Genomic DNA, 17833 nt, shown 5'->3' with positions numbered 1-17833 from the left:
CCAATTGTTGGTCGCCGATTATCTGTACAAAATCGAAAATATTTTATGTCGATGGGAACAGACCGAATCCCATGTAAATTCAATTAAAGTAAACCACACCGCCGTTTACTGCGATCTTGCGCCTCCTGATACAACGCAAACTCATCATAAACCGCACAACCCAGCGCCTGTTCAAACGCGTCGCGGCTGGAATTACCGTGGCTACGGGCCTGAGTTTCATTCCCCAAATTAGACTGGAAAATCCCCGCGGCGCTCACCGGTAAAAAATCTTCGTAGGTAATGGGCTGAGCAACCAGCCAGCCCCGCTCAATGAGCGGTTGCGGGTCGTCGTCCGGGCGAATCGCCTGTCGATGCGCCTCGCCCGACGGCGTCAGCCGGTAGCGGAACCAGGCAAGCCCCTGCTGGCGCAGCAGAAATTCGCTGTCCGGGAATGCTTTGAACACCTCCTGCAAATGCAGCTGATGCGTCAGGTTGTCTTTTCCCGTTCCCGCTTTATTCAGCAATTCGTCGTACAACGCTCTGCCTTTCGGCGTCAGGGCCACGCCGCGCTGTTCGATTTCACCAAAACGCGCCGTGTGAGTGCCACGCATTTCACCGGCAAATAACACCGGCTCTTCCAGCGCTTTAAAACTGGTCTGGCGCAATAAAATGGGCACCTCGCGGCGCGGCGGCCCTTCAATCAGTATTTTGGGTTCAATGCCGCACTCCGGCATCATCGACTGAACCCGGTCGATATCCAGCGTACGCGGCGTCAGATGGTTAATATGACACCCAGGGAAACACACCACATCAGCAATCAGCCGGTGCTCATTGTGCAATGCGTGATAGGTCGCCTCATCGACCGTGGCATGCTGATGCCAGCGGAAAGTTTCCAGCGCTTCTTGCACAAACTCCTGCGCCTGCTCAGGCGTAAAACTGCCCTGCACATCAAACTCATCCAGCAGTTCGTGACAACGACGGGTGAAAATATCGCGTTTCGCGAGGATCTCCGCGGCTTTTTGCCGTAGCGCGGCGTTTTCGATTAATTCGAGCCGCAATAACGAGGTGAATACCCGAAACGGGTTGCGCGAAAGCGACGCATCGTCAATGGGACGAAACGCGGTGGAATGCACGGGAACACCGGCCTGGGAGAGATCGTAATAACTCACCGGATACATGCCCATAATGGCAAACATCCGGCGTAGCGTAGAAAGCTCCTGCGCAGTGCCCACCCGAATGGCGCCGTGGCGCTCAACGTTTAGCCGGGCCAGCTCATCTGCATTCGCCAGTTTTTCATGCAGCGTAGGATTATTTTCCAGTACCGCCAGATTCACATCAGCGACAAGTTCCAGCAACGTGCCATATTGCGGGACTTCCTGCTGGTACATTGCTGACATTGCCTGCGAAAATTGTTCCCGAATCTCATCTGCCGTGATGGTGTTCGCCATAATGTCATGCCTCCAGTGAATATTACCTGGAGTGTAGAAAACGCCGCTGACTCCGGTGGGAAGAATTTACAAAGTGTGACCCCGCGTAAATTTCCCACCCCTACAGACGGTGAACAGAACCTACTGGCGTGGTTTTAAATGACTTTCCAGCCAGGGCAACATCTGTTTTTTACGGCTGAGCATCCCCTCCACCTTACAGGGCTGCGGGATGTCTGACAGCTCTGGACCGGCAAACCACAGGCTGGTGTCGCCCAGATTGATATCGGTGAGCATCAGTACAACCAGAGCGGCATTCTTTTCCTCTGCATAGCGCGCCATTTCCAGACGGAGATCGTCCAGCACCGCATCCACCTGTTGCAGCGCATACAGTTCAAGCTGCGCCACACACACCGAATGTCCATGAATGGTGAAGGTTTTAATGTCTTTCTGCAGAAGCTCGCGAGCGCTCATGCCTTCCACGCTTGTTTTAGCAGACAGCAGGTCGCGACTAAACGCCTCGAGATCCACACCGGTTTTTTGGGCCAGGGCCTCCACCGCCAGGCGATCGTCAGAGGTGGTCGTTGGCGAACGAAGCGTGACAGTGTCACTCAATGCAGCACCCAGCAATAAAACGGCCTCAGCGGCAGACAACTGGCTGCGCTCCTCTTCCGTCATCAGTTGCCATAACAGCGTCGCGCTGCTGCCAACTGGCTTCACCCACACTTCTGGTGGCAGACGAGTGACTAATCCACCGAGTCGGTGATGATCGATAATTCCCACGACGTTACTTTCTGCCAGCGATGCCGGCCCCTGGGCAGGCTCGGTGAAATCGACCAGCCACACATCACGATCGGTCAGTTCAAACGTCAGCCGTTCGGGCATCGTCAGTCCCGCATGCTCAAAGATAAATTGCGTTTCGCGGTTAGGTTCGCCCAGACGCCATGCCGTCGCCTGCTGGCCACGTAAAGTAAGCCAACGCGCCGTCATGGCGGCGGTACAAATGGCATCGCTATCGGGGTTAAGGTGCCCTATTACATCTATCATTAATCAGTACCTTGTGAAGAGAATGGTTCAAAAGCAAACAATAACGAAAGTATATCGACTGGACGGATTCTCTTCCATGATCCCACCACCCGGCTGCGCTGTACAAAACATAAGCAAAATAAATCAGTTGTAAGTAAAATAGGATAAATGTTAATAATATTTTGCTATCAAGTTATCAAAATCGAACAACTTCACTTGTCACCGATACGACTCTGTTTTTAACATCGCTTATGGAAAAAAATGTTCTGTTCAATCAGCGCATTCGCTTGCGCCACCTTCATACTTTTGTCGCCGTTGCACAGCAGGGAACGTTGGGCCGCGCGGCTGAGACCCTTAACCTGAGCCAACCAGCCCTCTCCAAAACGCTGAATGAACTGGAGCAACTGACCGGTACCCGGCTCTTTGAGCGTGGCCGCCTTGGCGCACAATTAACGCTGCCCGGAGAACAGTTTCTTACCCACGCAGTCAGAGTGCTGGATGCACTCAACACCGCCGGACAAGCCTTAAACCAGCGCGAAGAGTCACAGACGGATGTCGTACGGATTGGCGCCTTACCCACCGCGGCCCTGGGCATTCTGCCGGCGGTCATTGGCCCGTTCCATAAGCAGCAAATGGAGACCACGCTGCAGGTTGCCACCATGAGTAATCCCATGATCCTGGCGGGTTTAAAGTCAGGGGAAATTGATCTCGGCATTGGCCGTATGGCCGATCCGGAATTGATGGTTGGTCTGAACTACGAGCTGTTATTTCTGGAATCGCTCAAACTGGTCGTGCGCCCTAACCACCCGTTGTTGCAGGAAACCATCACGCTGAGTCGGGTGATGGAGTGGCCGGTGGTGGTTTCACCAAAAGGAACCGCCCCTCGCCAGCACGCAGAGGCGTTGTTGCAAAGTCAGGGCTGCAAAATGCCTCCGGGCTGTATTGAAACGCTGTCAGCATCGCTCTCCCGCCAACTGACGGTCGATTACGACTATGTGTGGTTTGTCCCTTCAGGCGCGGTTAGAGAAGATTTACGCCAGGCGACGCTGGTGTCGTTGCCGATACCCACCCACGGTGCGGGTGAACCCATCGGCATTCTTACCCGTGTCGATGTGCAGCTCTCTCAGGCCGCGCAGATCCTGATCGCCGCAATACGCAAAACCGTACCGTTTTGATGCCAAAAATTAAGGGACCATCAGGTCCCTTAATTGATTTTATTGTTAAAACGTTTCCCAGTTATCGCCACTGGCAGTTGCCGCCTGCGGGCGTGAATGGTCAGGCTTTGTCGTCACAGGCGCGCGTTTAATAGCACTTGTCCCTGTTAAACGGAATGTGCCAACAGCTTCCGTTAAGCGCGCCGCCTGCTCTTCCAGCGATGCCGCTGCGGCAGAGGCTTCTTCAACCAGCGAGGCATTTTGCTGGGTTACCTTATCCATTTCTGAAATTGCCTGACTCACCTGGACGATACCCCGGCTCTGCTCATCAGAAGCCGCTGCAATTTCCAGCATAATGTCGGTGACGCGTTTTACCGCATCGACAATATCTGTCATCGTATTGCCCGCGGCGACCACTTCTCCGGATCCCTGATCAATCAGTCGGACTGATTCGCTGATCAACCCTTCAATCTCTTTTGCCGCCTGAGCGCTGCGGCTTGCCAGCGTGCGCACCTCACTGGCAACCACGGCAAATCCACGGCCCTGCTCTCCAGCCCGCGCCGCTTCAACCGCTGCGTTCAGCGCCAGAATATTGGTCTGGAAAGCAATGCTGTTAATAACGGCTGTGATTTCGGAGATTTTCTTCGAACTCGTTGAGATATTGCCCATAGTTTTGACCACGCCAGAAACCATCTGACCGCCCCGACTGGCCTTACCGGAGGCATCTTCTGCCAGCTTGCTCGCATGATGCGCGTTGTCGGCGTTTTGCTTCACCGTCGCCGTCAACTCTTCCATGCTGGCCGCCGTTTGTTCAATTGCCGCAGCCTGTTGTTCGGTACGTGAAGACAGATCGGTGTTCCCCGCCGAAATCTCACTGGTACCGCGATAAATCTCTTCCGCGCCCTGACGCACCGTGCCTACCGTTGTCCCCAGCGAACGTTGCATTGTTTGCAGATGGCGGCTCAGGCGACCAATTTCGCTGCGCCCGGTCGGTTCCTCCGGCATGGTGAGATCCCCCGCTGAAATTTGCTCAATACGCTGGGCGGCACGCAACAGAGGGTGAATGACAGTACGGCGCAGAACAATGAACGTCATCACGGTCAGCGCCAGCGCAAGAACGAATGCGCCCAGCATAAAAGCCATACCAAGCTGTGTACGCTGATGCGCCTGTTCGCTTAACTGATTCGCCCTGGTGGTACGAATGTCGATCGCCTTTAACAGCACCTTGTTGTACGCAGAATCCAGCGGTCTGGCCTGTTCATTTTCATGGTTGATGATCGCCTCAAACATGCCGTTTTTAGCGTACTTCAGCATCGGCTGTAAGCCGTCGGTATAGGCTTTGAAGCTGGCGCTCAGTTCAGCGTCTAACGCTTCATCGGCAGACGTTTTTACCGCGCGTGACATATAAGCATTGAAACCGTCCTGCGACTGCTTAATCCGTTTTTCTGCCTCGGCGATATTGGCCTTCATGTCATCCATTTCGGCAATACGGCTCGCCGCGCCGGCGTGGATCATGTTGATACGCGCGGTACGCAAGTGGTTAGAGCTGTTAGATAACCCCATCCTGACCTGAATCTCATCGGTTACGTCGCGCTGATCGCGATCGGCCTGCATAAGAAAATAGCTTGCCAGCCCGGAACTTAAGGCGAACAGCAGAAGGATGCCACCGAGAATGGAGGAAAACAGCGGAACCAGCCGGATTTGATGCAGAAAGCCCAGTTTATGCTGGGCTTGCATCGATGTAGTGTTGTCCATGACCGTCGACTCTCTTGTAGGGTTTATGCGTGAAAACACGCCCGTTAGATAGTCATCGGCAATCCGGGAAGTTTACTTACCGTGAAAAGCGCCGGATTCGTCACACTTTCACAACATAATTCTAAAAAATTCAGGAAAGTGCCAGCGGAGAAATCCGCTGGCCAATGAATCAGTTATCGCCAAAGTGGATAACGGTACGGATGGATTTACCCTGATGCATTAAATCGAACGCGTCGTTAATCTGCTCCAGCGGTAAACGGTGGGTAATAAACGGATCCAACTGAATTTTCCCGCTCATCGCATCTTCAACCATACCAGGAAGCTGAGTACGCCCCTTCACGCCGCCAAACGCGGAACCGCGCCAGACACGCCCGGTAACTAACTGGAACGGGCGCGTTTTGATCTCTTGTCCGGCTCCTGCCACGCCAATAATGATGCTTTCGCCCCATCCTTTATGGCAGCATTCCAGCGCCGCGCGCATCACGTTAACGTTACCGATACATTCGAAACTAAAGTCCACGCCGCCATCGGTAAGCTCGACAATCACATCCTGAATCGGTTTGTCGTAATCCTTCGGATTGATGAAATCGGTCGCGCCCATTTCACCTGCCAGCGTAAATTTTTCCGGATTGGTATCAACGGCCAGAATACGCCCGGCTTTCGCCTGCGCCGCGCCCTGAATCACCGCCAGGCCAATACCACCCAGACCAAATACGGCGACGGTATCGCCTTCTTTCACTTTTGCGGTGTTATGGACCGCTCCGATACCGGTGGTCACGCCACACCCCAGCAGACACACTTTGTCCAGCGGAGCCTGCGGGTTAACCTTCGCCAGAGAGATCTCCGCGCAAACGGTGTATTCGCTGAAGGTGCTGGTGCCCATATAGTGATAAATCGGCTCGCCGTTATACGAGAAACGGGTTGTGCCATCCGGCATCAGACCTTTGCCCTGGGTCGCACGTACGGCCTGACACAGGTTAGTTTTACCCGATTTACAGAACTTACACTCGCCACATTCTGCGGTGTATAGCGGGATCACATGATCGCCCGCTTTCAGGCTGGTAACGCCTTCACCCACTTCAACCACAATGCCGCCACCTTCATGGCCGAGCACCGCCGGGAAAACCCCTTCCGGATCGTCGCCTGAGAGCGTAAAAGCATCAGTATGGCACACGCCTGTGTGGGTAATTTTAACCAGCACTTCACCTTTCTTTGGCGGTGCGACATCGATTTCGACAATTTTTAACGGTTGGCCGGGGCCGAATGCAACTGCTGCACGTGATTTCATTTGTCTCTTCCCATTATTGCGAGGTGGTGGTGTTATTTTAGATAAGCACGCAGAAGATGGCCGATTTCAGCCATGCGCACGGCACGCTGGTCTGGGGTTGTTTCCCCGCTGACCAGTTCGTCTTTCAGGTGGATCTCAACCATTTCGCCCATCAGGCCATTGGATGCGCCGCGCACGGCGGCAATTTGTTGCAGGATAGCCAAACACGGCTCGCCGGACTCCAGCGCGCGCTCAAGCGCATCAACCTGACCGCGAATACGACGTACACGGGTGAGAATGCGTTTTTTATCTTCGGGTGAATGCGGCATACGCCCTCCAAATACTATAGGGGGGTATACTATCAATCTTTTTAACTAATTGTAAAATAAATAACTTGTTATTCTTTAATGAGTTGCACAAACAGCACATTTAGACATATGTGGACATATCACCGTGTAAAGCGGTTTTAGAGCCGCAACACCGAGCGCTTTGTCGATGTATTCTGCATCGCTGAACAGTCCGGATTTTTTCTGGAGCAGCGTAACTGGATTGTCACTCGCAAAGAACAGGCAATTGAAAGACTCATGTAATTATGATCAATACAAATACCCCCGACTACAAACCGGGGGTTTCTATTTTTTAATACGCTATATATATAATAATTAGTTACTTATTCCGTAACTGCACACTCTGGCACGCGAATTTCCTTAATGAGCCTGGAAAAACTTTTTAAAGAACACATTCCCTGAATATTTTTCTCTTCACATGCAATTAATTTTAAATCAACTTTTCCAGCAGGTTTTTCTAACGACAACGGTTGTATATCCCTCATATCTCTCAGCGTCTGATAAACAAATGAAACCTGAACCCAATCCGTATTATCACTGGTTCTTTTCCACTTTTCGAATACAAGCTCCCCACCAGGAGGGGTATTATCGGGTTGACCGGGCAGCGACCAGTTAAGATCTAAAGCCCCGCTTAAATTTGCAAGATTGGTATCATGACCAGCAATAAACAACAGAGATACGGGTAATTTTATGCCATACCTGTTTTCTGTTGTACCATTTGTCAATAATGCAGTGTCTATCATATCGAGTAATGGTGTGGCTCTACTACGGGCAACTTCTGGAGTTCTTTGCAAAAGATCAAACTGAGCGTTATGCAGACTTAACAAATCTCTCCATTCTTTTTCTCCCGTAATACGCCCCCAGGCTACCTGTGGCATTCCCTGGGCCTCTTGCAACAGAAATATCTCAGTCAGCGTGGAAGAAAGACTCCAGGCACCAGGTAATGATACATTGTCAGGAGTTACCTTAAGTTCAGACGGTAAAGCCTCTGGTAATGTGCATTTCGTAGACTTCTCTGTAGTCTTACATGTCTCCGATTGTGAGAAATTTAAAACATTTTCCAGGGTCCGAAATGAAGATTGATAGCGTTGGGTATACAGTTCAATATTTCCTCCGGCCCGTTCCAGAATAGCGTTTTTAACCTTCAATGTGTTAAACGAACATTTCCCCATTTTTACCGGATTAAAAAGAGGATCAGTTTTTTCTTCATCCTTCTGATAATGCACTTGAATTTGACATTTTGGTGCTAACCCAGCCAGAAACGCCTCACCCGTTTTACGGGTGCGTTGATCCGTGTCTGCAATAACAGCAACCTGCCCTGGAGATGGGCACGTTTGATTATTCAACAGACCTTTGCTCGTGAACCATAAACGTTGATACTGACCTAATTCAGAAACAAGTTCTCCCCCACGAGGCGTTAGCCATCCTAACGGCACATCCCATTGTGGCCATTGATCGGGTGTGACATCTTTCATTATTGGAGTGAACTTCGTAGGTGCTCTTACTCCATGACGGCTCACTATCACAACCCGCTCAAGTTTCATACCGTTCGGCTCTTCAGCATGTATTGAGAAAGAACCGCATAAGAGAGAAAAAAATAATAAACGAATGATGAATGTACTCATTACCAGCACCACCTTTTCGTAAGTGAAAAACAAACAACTCGTATAAGCCAGTTCGATAACTGGTTCTATCAGATAGAAATAATCCTACTCCTGAGTTCACAACAATCCAACTTTTTGAATATCAACTTTGTATCTTATCGAAGTATTAAAGGAGCGCTAATTTAGCCGCGCTGGAAAGGTATCCAAGGTTATGGAATCGTTGGCAATTTACAACGTCCTGTCATTGAAAGGATAATTGATCCGGTATAAATAAGGTGGGCGGAAGCCTTGTTTAGCTATCAATTTACCCGCAGCAAATCACTGTATCTCGTTGTATAACGTGGTGAAAGCATGTCTCGCTTCATCGCCCACGGCTGCTGTATCCCTTGCCCGGCAAAGTAGAGCGTTCCTTTCCCCTTTTCAGCATTAAGAGTATCCAGTAGGTCCATCAATTTATCGCTGTTACGCCGCGGGGCGTTATTATCAAAAAGATTCAACTGTGCAACGCCAGAGCTAAAAAAATCCCCCAGCATAACGCCCGCTTTTTGATAACGTAGCCCCTCTCGCCAAACGGCGTCCAGGCTGCGCGTGGCTGCTGTAATAATGTCCCGGCTATCCTGAGTTGGCGTCAGCAGTTTTATCGATGCGCTGTTACCGTAATAAGGTTCATTCAGCGCAAACGGACTGGTTTTGATAAACGTAGAGATAAACCGGCAGTACTGGTGTTCTCTGCGCAGCTTTTCCGCAGCACGTGAAGCATAGGTGCAAATGGCCTCTCTCATGGCGTTGTAATCCGTGAGTTTTTCACCAAACGATCTTGAGCAGATAATTTCCTGCTTATCCGGCGCAAACTCTTCCAGCGCCAGACAAGGCTCACCGCGCAATTCCCGGACGGTTCGCTCAAGCACGACGCTGAAATGTTTACGAATGAAGCGAATATCGGTATCCGCCAGGTCGAGAACCGTTTTAATACCCATAACGTCCAGTTTTTTGCCGATACGGCGTCCGATGCCCCAGACTTCATCAACCGGGAGTGCTGCCATCAGCTTACGCTGGCGTTCAATATTTGAGAGATCCACGACTCCACCCGTCTGTTCCTGCCACTTTTTGGCCGCATGGTTCGCCAGTTTGGCCAGGGTTTTGGTCTGAGCGATGCCGACCCCAACCGTGAGACGTGTTTTCTGCAAAATAGTTGCTCTGATTTCCTGACCAAAATCCGTAAGATCCCTGCAGTTTCGCACGCCCGTTAAATCACAAAAGGCTTCATCAATACTGTATATCTCCACGCGTGGCGACAACTCCTCCAGAATCGACATCACCCTGCTGCTCATATCCGCATACAGTTCGTAGTTCGAACTAAAACAGAACACGCCATAGCGCCTGAACAGATCTTTCTGTTTGAAGTACGGAGCGCCCATATTAACGCCAAGCGCCTTTGCCTCTACGCTACTGGCAATAACGCAGCCATCGTTATTTGAAAGAACGACAACGGGCTTCCCTTTCAGATCAGGCCGGAATGCCGACTCACAGCTGGCATAAAACGCGTTAACATCCACCAGTGCAAACATCATCAGCCCGCTGCTTTAATGATAAATGTCACCACGCCAAATATATCCAGCGTGTCCTCGCTGCTAATCATGATCGGCGCGTAGGCGCTGTTCTCTGGCTTCAGCATCACAACCGGATGTAATTGCAGGCGTTTAACGGTGAATTCGCCCTCAACGGCGGCAATAACGATGTCTCCATGGGCAGGTTTTCTGGCGCTGTCGACAATCAGTAAATCACCCTCGCCGATCCCTGCTCCCCTCATAGAGTCGCCAGATGATTTAACAAAATAGGTTGCGTTGGGATGCCGTACCAGCAGGTCATTGAGGTCGATACGTTTCTCAACGTAGTCCTGTGCAGGAGATGGAAAACCGCAGGGCACAAGATCGCTAAATAACGGAAAGTGTTTAATTTCGCGGCGTTCCGCAGGCTGGAAAAACAACATAATAATCTGCCTCTCATTTACTGTATTTATATACAGTAGTTTTAATAAGAGCAGCAATCAAGTAGCGAGTGTGATGAACTGGACGTTGTTTAACCATCTTGCCGGTAAGTTTTTATGATGTCTGGAAAAATAATCGGCTAAAAAAATACCCCGCATTTGCGGGGCATTACATCAGGAGCGTTTTCGCGGCATCATGCGCAGCAGCGTATTGTCCTTCCAGAAATAGTGGTGCATCAGGGCGGCAGCGGCATGCAGAGCAATAACAAAATAGCCCAGATTTGCCAGCGTCACGTGCCAGGACTTCAGCATATCCACTACATCAAAATTGGCCTCTGCCGCATGCGGCATAACGATGCCGAATGCAATCCACGGGTTACCCCGGTTGTACATCATCACCAGTCCAATAATCGGCAGAACAATAAACAGCAGATAGATAACCAGATGCCCCAGATGCGCCATTCCGGTCATCATCGGCTTCGGTTTTGGCACAATCGGCGGTGCCGGATATTTTAGCCTGACCAGCAGACGCGCCACCATCAGCGTTAAAATAGTGATGCCACAGGATACGTGCACCATGTTAAATAAGGGACGATAGCTGCGCGGGAAAAATCCGCGAAACTCCATAGCGCTGTAGGCCACAATGACCAACAAAAAGACCAGCCAGTGAATGCCAATTTGCAGGCCAGAATACTTATTCCCCATAACACTTCCTGAATAAAAACAATAATGCGTCACCATAACGGGCTTTTGTTAAAAATTCATTAACTTTTGCTCACCCGGCTTATTCTTATGGATCGCCAGCAAAGTGTGAGAATTGCGCCGGGTGGCGTACTGGCTCACCCGGCGAAAAATTAGGACTGCAGATACACCACCTGCGTTTGCAGATATTCGTTCAGACCGTGTTTACCGTCAGCCCCGCCAATCCCGGACTTGCGCCAGCCAGCATGAAAGCCCTGCATCGCCTCGAAGTTTTCACGATTAATATAGGTTTCGCCAAACTTCAGCCCTTTGATCGCTTTCATCGCCGTATTCAGATTCTGCGTATAGATCGATGAGGTCAGACCGTAATCGCTGTCATTGGCCATCGTCAGCGCCTGTTCCAGCGTATCAAACGCTACCACCGGTAGCACCGGACCAAACGTCTCCTCGTGCATAATCGCCATCTCCTGGCGCACGTCTAACAGTAACGTCGGTGGATAGTAATACCCTTTGCCGGAAACAGCCTTACCGCCCAGCACCACTCTGGCGCCTTCCTGCACCGCTCGTGCAACTTTCTGCTCTACACGCTCCAGCGCAGCGGCGTTAATCAGCGGCCCCATCGCAATATCATTGCGCTCAGCCGGATTACCAAACTGCACGGCTTTCATCGCCTCACCCAGACGATTGACGAATTGGTCATAAATACCTTTCTGAACGTACACGCGCTCGGCACAGTTGCATACCTGTCCGGTGTTGATCACCCGCGAGTCAACAATTGCCTTTACGGCCAGTTCAAGATCGGCATCATCCATCACGATAGCCGGGGCCTTGCCGCCCAACTCCAGACAAACTTTGGTGATATTTTTAGCCGCCGCAGCCATAATTTTCTCACCCGCCCCGACGCTACCGGTCATGCTCACCATGGCCACCTTCGGGTTTGCGGCCAGCGCCTGACCGACCGTTTCACCACGTCCCAGCACCAGATTAAATACGCCGCGCGGCAAGCCAATATCATCAACAATTTTGGCAAAGGCGATGGCGTTATTCGGTGTAAATTCACTCGGCTTAATGACAATGGTATTACCCGTCAACAGTGCGGGAGCCAGTTTGCGGGCAATCAGGAAAAATGGAAAGTTCCACGGCAGAATGCCCGTAGTCACGCCCAAAGCGCGCTTAAACAGCAGAATATTCTCACCCGGACGATCGCTTTGCAGGATCTCGCCTTCATAGCGACGCGCCCACTCCGCCATATAATCGATATAGTCGGCGGTAAACGAGACTTCGACCTCAGCCAGTTGCTGTATTTTTCCACCCTCCGCCACAATCAGGGCGCTGATTTCACTGGCTCGCTGACGGATACCCGCAGAAATTTTGCGTAACCAGTTCGCCCGTTCAATGGCGGGCAGCGCTTCCCATTGCGGCTGAGCGCGCTGTGCAGCATCGATCGCTTTACACGCATCCTCGGCACGTCCATCGGGAATACGCGAGATCACCTCTTCCGTGGCTGGATTGACGACATCAATCCAGGCATCATCGTGCCAGGTCACAAACTGCCCATCGATATACATAGGATGTTGTACGGGTACTGACATGCGGCTCTCCTGTGATTGATTTGTTTTTAACAAGTAAAACTATTGTTAATTAATATCAATCATGCAGGTCGTATTATGGCTGGAGTGGCTGTTCTGTGAGCGGCTTCATAAAAGCGTCTGGCAAAGTGATGATGAAGGGAAAAAACAGGTGTGATTTTTGCCCGTTTGCCGCAAAACGCCGACAAACGGGCAACAGGAATTACAGAGAGCGGCTCTCCAGTAAGTCAGTCAGCACGATGTCATTTTGCAACTGCTGCCAGGCTTGCTCAACGTTCTGAGGAATATCAACATGGGCAATAAAATCGCGGCCACAAGGCCCATAACCGGTGGCATCATCACGCAGGCGAGGAAGTTCACCGGTTATGAGAGACAGATAGCGATCCACTGACCACAAACCTTCTGCTGCTGGCACAAAATCCACGCCGTCTTGCTGTTGGGCCAGCTCAGGGATGAATCCAGAGAAACTCAACCAGCGCGGCGCATGCGGCTCATCGCGGGTTACGCGCTGAAAGGTTGCCATCGTGCGACGTTGCATAGTGGGATCCTGTACCACAATGACGGTATGAATACTTTCCGTCGCCTGATTCAATAATGCACAGCTAAAACGGGCATTCTCACCGCAGTTTGTTGACTGGTCTTCCACCCAAATCTTCTCACCCGGGATTTGCCAGAACTGATGTGCGATATCGGCAAGGATCGCCGCTTCCGCGCGCCCGGTGGTACGAATGATGTTGTAACGAGGATGCTCTGCAATCGCGTCATACAGAAATCGTGTGGAATGACCGATGCCACCGCTAATCAACAGGGGAACCTGTTGCTCTTTCGCGATCCGGCAGGCGGCATCGATGGTCGGAATAACCGCGTTCCCTGCCAGAATCACGCAATCTGACTGAACGGTGATATTCCCCGTAAAATCATTCTGCGCCAGCCATCGCCCTACGGTATTGATCGCCGCAAGCGTGGTTGCGGAAAGTGTCGGAAACTGGCTCATACTCATGACTCCTGATCTTAATACTTTATCGGGTTGCATACCGGGCGGTGACGTCACCTTACCCGGTATGCTGTCTGGTACCGATTTATCCCGAAATCTGCTCCATCGCCTGCAAAATACGTTTATCGGAAATCGGATACGGCGTACCAAGCTGCTGGGCAAAATAGCTGACGCGCAGCTCTTCTATCATCCAGCGGATCTCTTTGACATCGTCATCTTCACGGCGCGCGGGAGGCAGTTTATTGAACCACTGCTGCCAGGCCTGCTGCACGCTATCCACTTTCAGCATCTGCGCACGGTCACGATGCGGGTCGATAGCCAGTTTTTCCAGACGCTTTTCGATAGCCTGCAAATAACGCAGCGTATCGCCCAGACGCTTGAAACCATTGCCGGTAACAAATCCACGGTACACCAGCCCACCCATCTGCGATTTGATATCCGCAAGCCCCAGCGCCATGGTCATATCCACGCGCCCTTTCAGACGTTTGTTGATATTAAACACCGCAGTCAGGATCTGTTCGACCTGCTTAGCAATATCCACCACCGTATCGTTCAGTTCAGCCCGCACTTTTTCATGCAGCGCCGCAAAGCCTTCTTCGGTCCACACCGGACCACCGTTGGCGTCGATCAGTTGATCCACACCACAGGATATACAGTCGTCAATCAAATCCAGCACTTTACCGTACGGGTTAAAATACAGCCCCAGCTTGGCTTTGTTGGGCAGTTTTTCATGCAAATATTTGATTGGTGAAGGAATATTCAGCAACAACAGGCGGCGTAAACCGCACCACATCTCCTGCTGTTGCTCCAGCGGGTTATCAAACAGTTTGATGGCAACGCTGTCACGCTCATCCACCAGCGCTGGCCAGGCTTTTACCTTATAGTTACCGCGTTTTTGCTCGTAACTCTCCGGAAGCTGACCGAAGCTCCAGATGTGCAACCCGCTCTGTTCGATACCGTCATCCGCCACCGCAGACAATGTTTCCTGCACTTTACCCTTCAGTGCGTCTTTCAGATCCTGCAGCGAACGTCCTTCCTGCAGCTTTTTGTTCTTATCATCCACTACCCGGAAGGTGATTTTTAGGTGATCGGGCACCTGATCCCAATGCCAGTCTTCACGGTCAACGGTCACGCCGGTCATGCGGCGCAGTTCACGCTCCAGCGAGTCGAGCAGCGGCAGTTCCAGCGGCGTGACGCGGCCTAAAAACGCTTCCGCATAGTTCGGCGCGGGCACAAAGTTGCGTCGTACCGGTTTCGGCAGAGACTTAATCAGGGCGATAACCAGTTCACGGCGCAGCCCCGGAATTTGCCATTCGAAACCGCTCTCTTCGATCTGATTGAGCAGCGGGAGCGGAATATGTACGGTCACACCGTCCGCATCGGCTCCGGGTTCGAACTGGTAACTTAACCGTAGTTTGAGATTGCCCTGATGCCAGAAGTTCGGGTAATCCAGCTTACTGATTTTTTCCGCGCCCTCTTTGATGAGCATGCTCTTTTCAAAGTTGAGCAGATCCGGCGTTTCACGGCTGACCTTTTTCCACCAGCTGTCAAAGTGACGCGCGGAGACCACATCATGGCTGATGCGTTGGTCGTAAAACTCAAATAGCGTCTCATCATCAACCAGAATGTCGCGACGGCGTGATTTGTGCTCTAACTCTTCCACCTCAGCGCGTAACTTCAAATTGTCACGGAAAAACGCATGGCGCGTTTGCCAGTCGCCTTCCACCAGAGCATGGCGGATGAACAGTTCACGCGACAACGCGGGATCGATCTGGCTGTAGTTCACCTTACGGGCTGCAACAATCGGTAAACCGTAAACGGTAACCTTTTCTGTTGCCATCACCGCGCCCTGCGCACGTTCCCAGTGCGGTTCACTGTATGAACGTTTGATCAGATGCTGGGCAACCGGTTCGACCCATTCAGGATCGATACGTGCAGCAATACGTCCCCACAGGCGGCTGGTTTCCACCAACTCCGCTACCATCGTCCACTTCGGCGGTTTTTTAAATAGACCAGAGCCTGGGAAGATCGAGAAGCGAGCGTTACGCGCCCCGGTAAATTCCTGTTTATCGGCATCTTTCATCCCGATATGTGACAGTAAACCGGTCAGCAACGCGACGTGGATCTCTCTGTATTCAGCGGGTTCGCTGTTAACAGGAATCCCTAACTCTTTCACCACCTGACGCAGTTGCGTGTAGATATCCTGCCATTCACGCACGCGCAGGTAGTTCAGAAAATCAAGTTTGCACTGACGACGGAACTGGTTTGACGACAGCGCTTTCTGCTGCTCGCCGAGATAGTTCCACAGATTCACAAATGCGAGGAAATCAGACTCTTTGTCGTGGAAACGGCGATGCTTCTCGTCGGAGGCCTGCTGCTTGTCCATCGGGCGCTCGCGCGGATCCTGAATAGACAGCGCCGAGGTGATAATCATCGCCTCACGTACGCAGCCATGTTTTTGCGCTTCCAGCACCATGCGCGCCAGACGCGGATCCACCGGCAGTTGCGAGAGCTGACGGCCCAATGGCGTCAGTTTGTAAGCGGTTGCCTGTTCGTCGGTGGTTATCGCCCCCAGTTCTTCGAGCAGGCGTACACCGTCCTGAATGTTACGTTTATCCGGCGCTTCAACAAACGGAAACGCCGCGATATCGCCCAGCCCCAAGGCGGTCATCTGCAAAATAACGGACGCCAGGTTGGTACGCAGGATCTCCGGGTCGGTAAACTCCGGGCGCGACAGGAAATCGTCTTCGGAATACAGACGAATACAGATCCCCTCCGAAACACGACCGCAACGGCCTTTACGCTGGTTGGCAGAGGCCTGCGACACCGGTTCAATCGGCAAGCGCTGAACTTTGGTGCGGTAACTGTAACGGCTGATACGCGCAGTACCCGGATCAATCACATACTTGATCCCCGGAACGGTCAGCGAGGTTTCCGCCACGTTGGTCGCCAGCACGATACGGCGACCGCTGTGCGACTGAAACACACGGTTCTGCTCGCTGTTGGAAAGACGCGCATACAGCGGTAGCACTTCGGTATGGCGCAAATCCAGCTTATTCAGCGCATCGGCGGTATCGCGGATTTCGCGCTCGCCGCTCATGAAGATCAAAATGTCGCCCTGACTTTCACGGCCTAACTCATCTACGGCATCAAAAATTGCCTGCAATTGGTCACGCTCGGTGTCATCTGCGTCTTCAACAATTGGACGATAGCGAACTTCCACCGGATAGGTTCGACCAGAGACTTCGATAATCGGTGCATTATTGAAATGCTTTGAAAAACGCTCCGGATCGATGGTCGCCGAAGTGATGATAATTTTTAGATCCGGACGGCGCGGCAGGAGCTCTTTCAGATAACCGAGCAGAAAATCGATATTCAGGCTGCGCTCATGCGCTTCATCGATGATGATGGTGTCGTACTGCATCAGCAGCCGATCCTGCTGGATTTCCGCCAGCAAGATACCGTCCGTCATCAGCTTAACCATGGTGTTGTCGCTGACATGATCGCTAAAACGGACTTTATAACCGATACAACCGCCCGGCTCGGTTTGCAGCTCTTCTGCAATACGGTTCGCCACGGTACGCGCCGCCAGACGACGCGGCTGGGTATGGCCGATCAGCCCTTTTACCCCGCGCCCGAGCTCCATACAGATTTTGGGTAACTGGGTGGTTTTCCCTGATCCCGTTTCCCCGGCGACAATCACCACCTGGTTATCGCGGATCGCTTCCAGAATATCCTGTTTTTTCTGACTGACGGGCAGGTTTTCCGGGTAGCTGATGACCGGACGCGCGGCTTCGCGCAGCACAACTTTACCTGCAGCGTGATCAATCTCTTTTGCCATCTCCTGGTAAATGGCCTGTTGTGCATCAGGATTTTTAACCTTCTTCACGCCCTGCAGGCGGCGGGCAAAACGCTGTCTGTCACGCAGCATCAGTGAATCCAGCTGTTGCTGCAACATGTTGAAGGTTAATTTTTGTTGTTCTGTCATAGCGTTAAAAGGCAGTG

General features: G+C 51.8%; 13 protein-coding genes. 1 reads left to right on the top strand and 12 read right to left on the bottom strand.

Going from position 1 to position 17833, the window contains the following annotated elements:
• Nucleotides 1-83: 83 nt before the first annotated feature.
• Together HV352_RS11130 and HV352_RS11125 are read right to left on the bottom strand one after the other, a co-directional pair.
• Nucleotides 84-1427: a VOC family protein gene (locus tag HV352_RS11130; protein ID WP_016156596.1), complete on the bottom strand. Its 1344-nt coding sequence runs from the start codon at nucleotides 1425-1427 to the stop codon at nucleotides 84-86.
• Between the two features lie 120 nt (nucleotides 1428-1547).
• Complete coding sequence (locus HV352_RS11125) at nucleotides 1548-2450, bottom strand: manganese-dependent inorganic pyrophosphatase (protein ID WP_088582967.1); 903 nt, start codon at nucleotides 2448-2450, stop codon at nucleotides 1548-1550.
• 230 nt (nucleotides 2451-2680) lie between these two features.
• On the opposite strand from HV352_RS11125, the gene pcaQ reads away from it, so the two are divergent.
• Nucleotides 2681-3604 (top strand): pca operon transcription factor PcaQ, encoded by a 924-nt coding sequence (pcaQ, locus tag HV352_RS11120; RefSeq protein WP_003020288.1) that lies wholly within the window; start codon nucleotides 2681-2683, stop codon nucleotides 3602-3604.
• 45 nt (nucleotides 3605-3649) lie between these two features.
• On the opposite strand, the gene HV352_RS11115 is transcribed toward pcaQ, so the two are convergent.
• The 10 genes from HV352_RS11115 to hrpA all read right to left on the bottom strand — a co-directional run bounded on the left by HV352_RS11115 (nucleotide 3650) and on the right by hrpA (nucleotide 17816).
• Nucleotides 3650-5338 (bottom strand): methyl-accepting chemotaxis protein, encoded by a 1689-nt coding sequence (locus tag HV352_RS11115; protein WP_016156598.1) that lies wholly within the window; start codon nucleotides 5336-5338, stop codon nucleotides 3650-3652.
• A gap of 169 nt (nucleotides 5339-5507) precedes the next feature.
• Nucleotides 5508-6626, bottom strand: coding sequence for an S-(hydroxymethyl)glutathione dehydrogenase/class III alcohol dehydrogenase (locus HV352_RS11110; protein ID WP_181635425.1), 1119 nt, complete (start codon nucleotides 6624-6626; stop codon nucleotides 5508-5510).
• 32 nt (nucleotides 6627-6658) lie between these two features.
• The gene (locus HV352_RS11105) at nucleotides 6659-6934 is read right to left on the bottom strand and encodes a metal/formaldehyde-sensitive transcriptional repressor (RefSeq protein WP_003833178.1); all 276 of its coding nucleotides are present in this window, start codon (nucleotides 6932-6934) and stop codon (nucleotides 6659-6661) included.
• Nucleotides 6935-7275: 341 nt separating this feature from the next.
• Entirely contained in the window at nucleotides 7276-8577 is a 1302-nt protein-coding gene (locus tag HV352_RS11100) for an AppA family phytase/histidine-type acid phosphatase (RefSeq protein WP_181635424.1), read from the bottom strand.
• A gap of 278 nt (nucleotides 8578-8855) precedes the next feature.
• A complete protein-coding gene (locus tag HV352_RS11095) occupies nucleotides 8856-10124 on the bottom strand; it encodes a Y-family DNA polymerase (protein WP_029139549.1) in 1269 nt (422 codons plus the stop codon).
• Nucleotides 10125-10126: 2 nt separating this feature from the next.
• Nucleotides 10127-10546 carry a translesion error-prone DNA polymerase V autoproteolytic subunit gene (locus HV352_RS11090; RefSeq protein ID WP_181635423.1) on the bottom strand — a complete coding sequence of 140 codons (420 nt, stop codon included), beginning with the start codon at nucleotides 10544-10546 and terminating at the stop codon, nucleotides 10127-10129.
• 171 nt (nucleotides 10547-10717) lie between these two features.
• Nucleotides 10718-11248, bottom strand: coding sequence for a cytochrome b561 (cybB, locus tag HV352_RS11085; RefSeq protein WP_019076843.1), 531 nt, complete (start codon nucleotides 11246-11248; stop codon nucleotides 10718-10720).
• A 149-nt stretch (nucleotides 11249-11397) separates the two neighbouring features.
• The gene (gene aldA / locus HV352_RS11080) at nucleotides 11398-12837 is read right to left on the bottom strand and encodes an aldehyde dehydrogenase (protein ID WP_016153178.1); all 1440 of its coding nucleotides are present in this window, start codon (nucleotides 12835-12837) and stop codon (nucleotides 11398-11400) included.
• A 199-nt stretch (nucleotides 12838-13036) separates the two neighbouring features.
• A complete protein-coding gene (locus HV352_RS11075; protein WP_275943214.1) occupies nucleotides 13037-13828 on the bottom strand; it encodes a YdcF family protein in 792 nt (263 codons plus the stop codon).
• Nucleotides 13829-13913: 85 nt separating this feature from the next.
• Nucleotides 13914-17816 carry an ATP-dependent RNA helicase HrpA gene (hrpA, locus tag HV352_RS11070; RefSeq protein ID WP_181635421.1) on the bottom strand — a complete coding sequence of 1301 codons (3903 nt, stop codon included), beginning with the start codon at nucleotides 17814-17816 and terminating at the stop codon, nucleotides 13914-13916.
• Between the last annotated feature and the right edge of the window lie 17 nt (nucleotides 17817-17833).

Origin of the sequence: Citrobacter sp. RHBSTW-01044 (assembly GCF_013781945.1) — a bacterium.
Taxonomy (GTDB): domain Bacteria; phylum Pseudomonadota; class Gammaproteobacteria; order Enterobacterales; family Enterobacteriaceae; genus Citrobacter; species Citrobacter braakii.
This window is presented reverse-complemented; position numbering and strand designations above follow the sequence as displayed.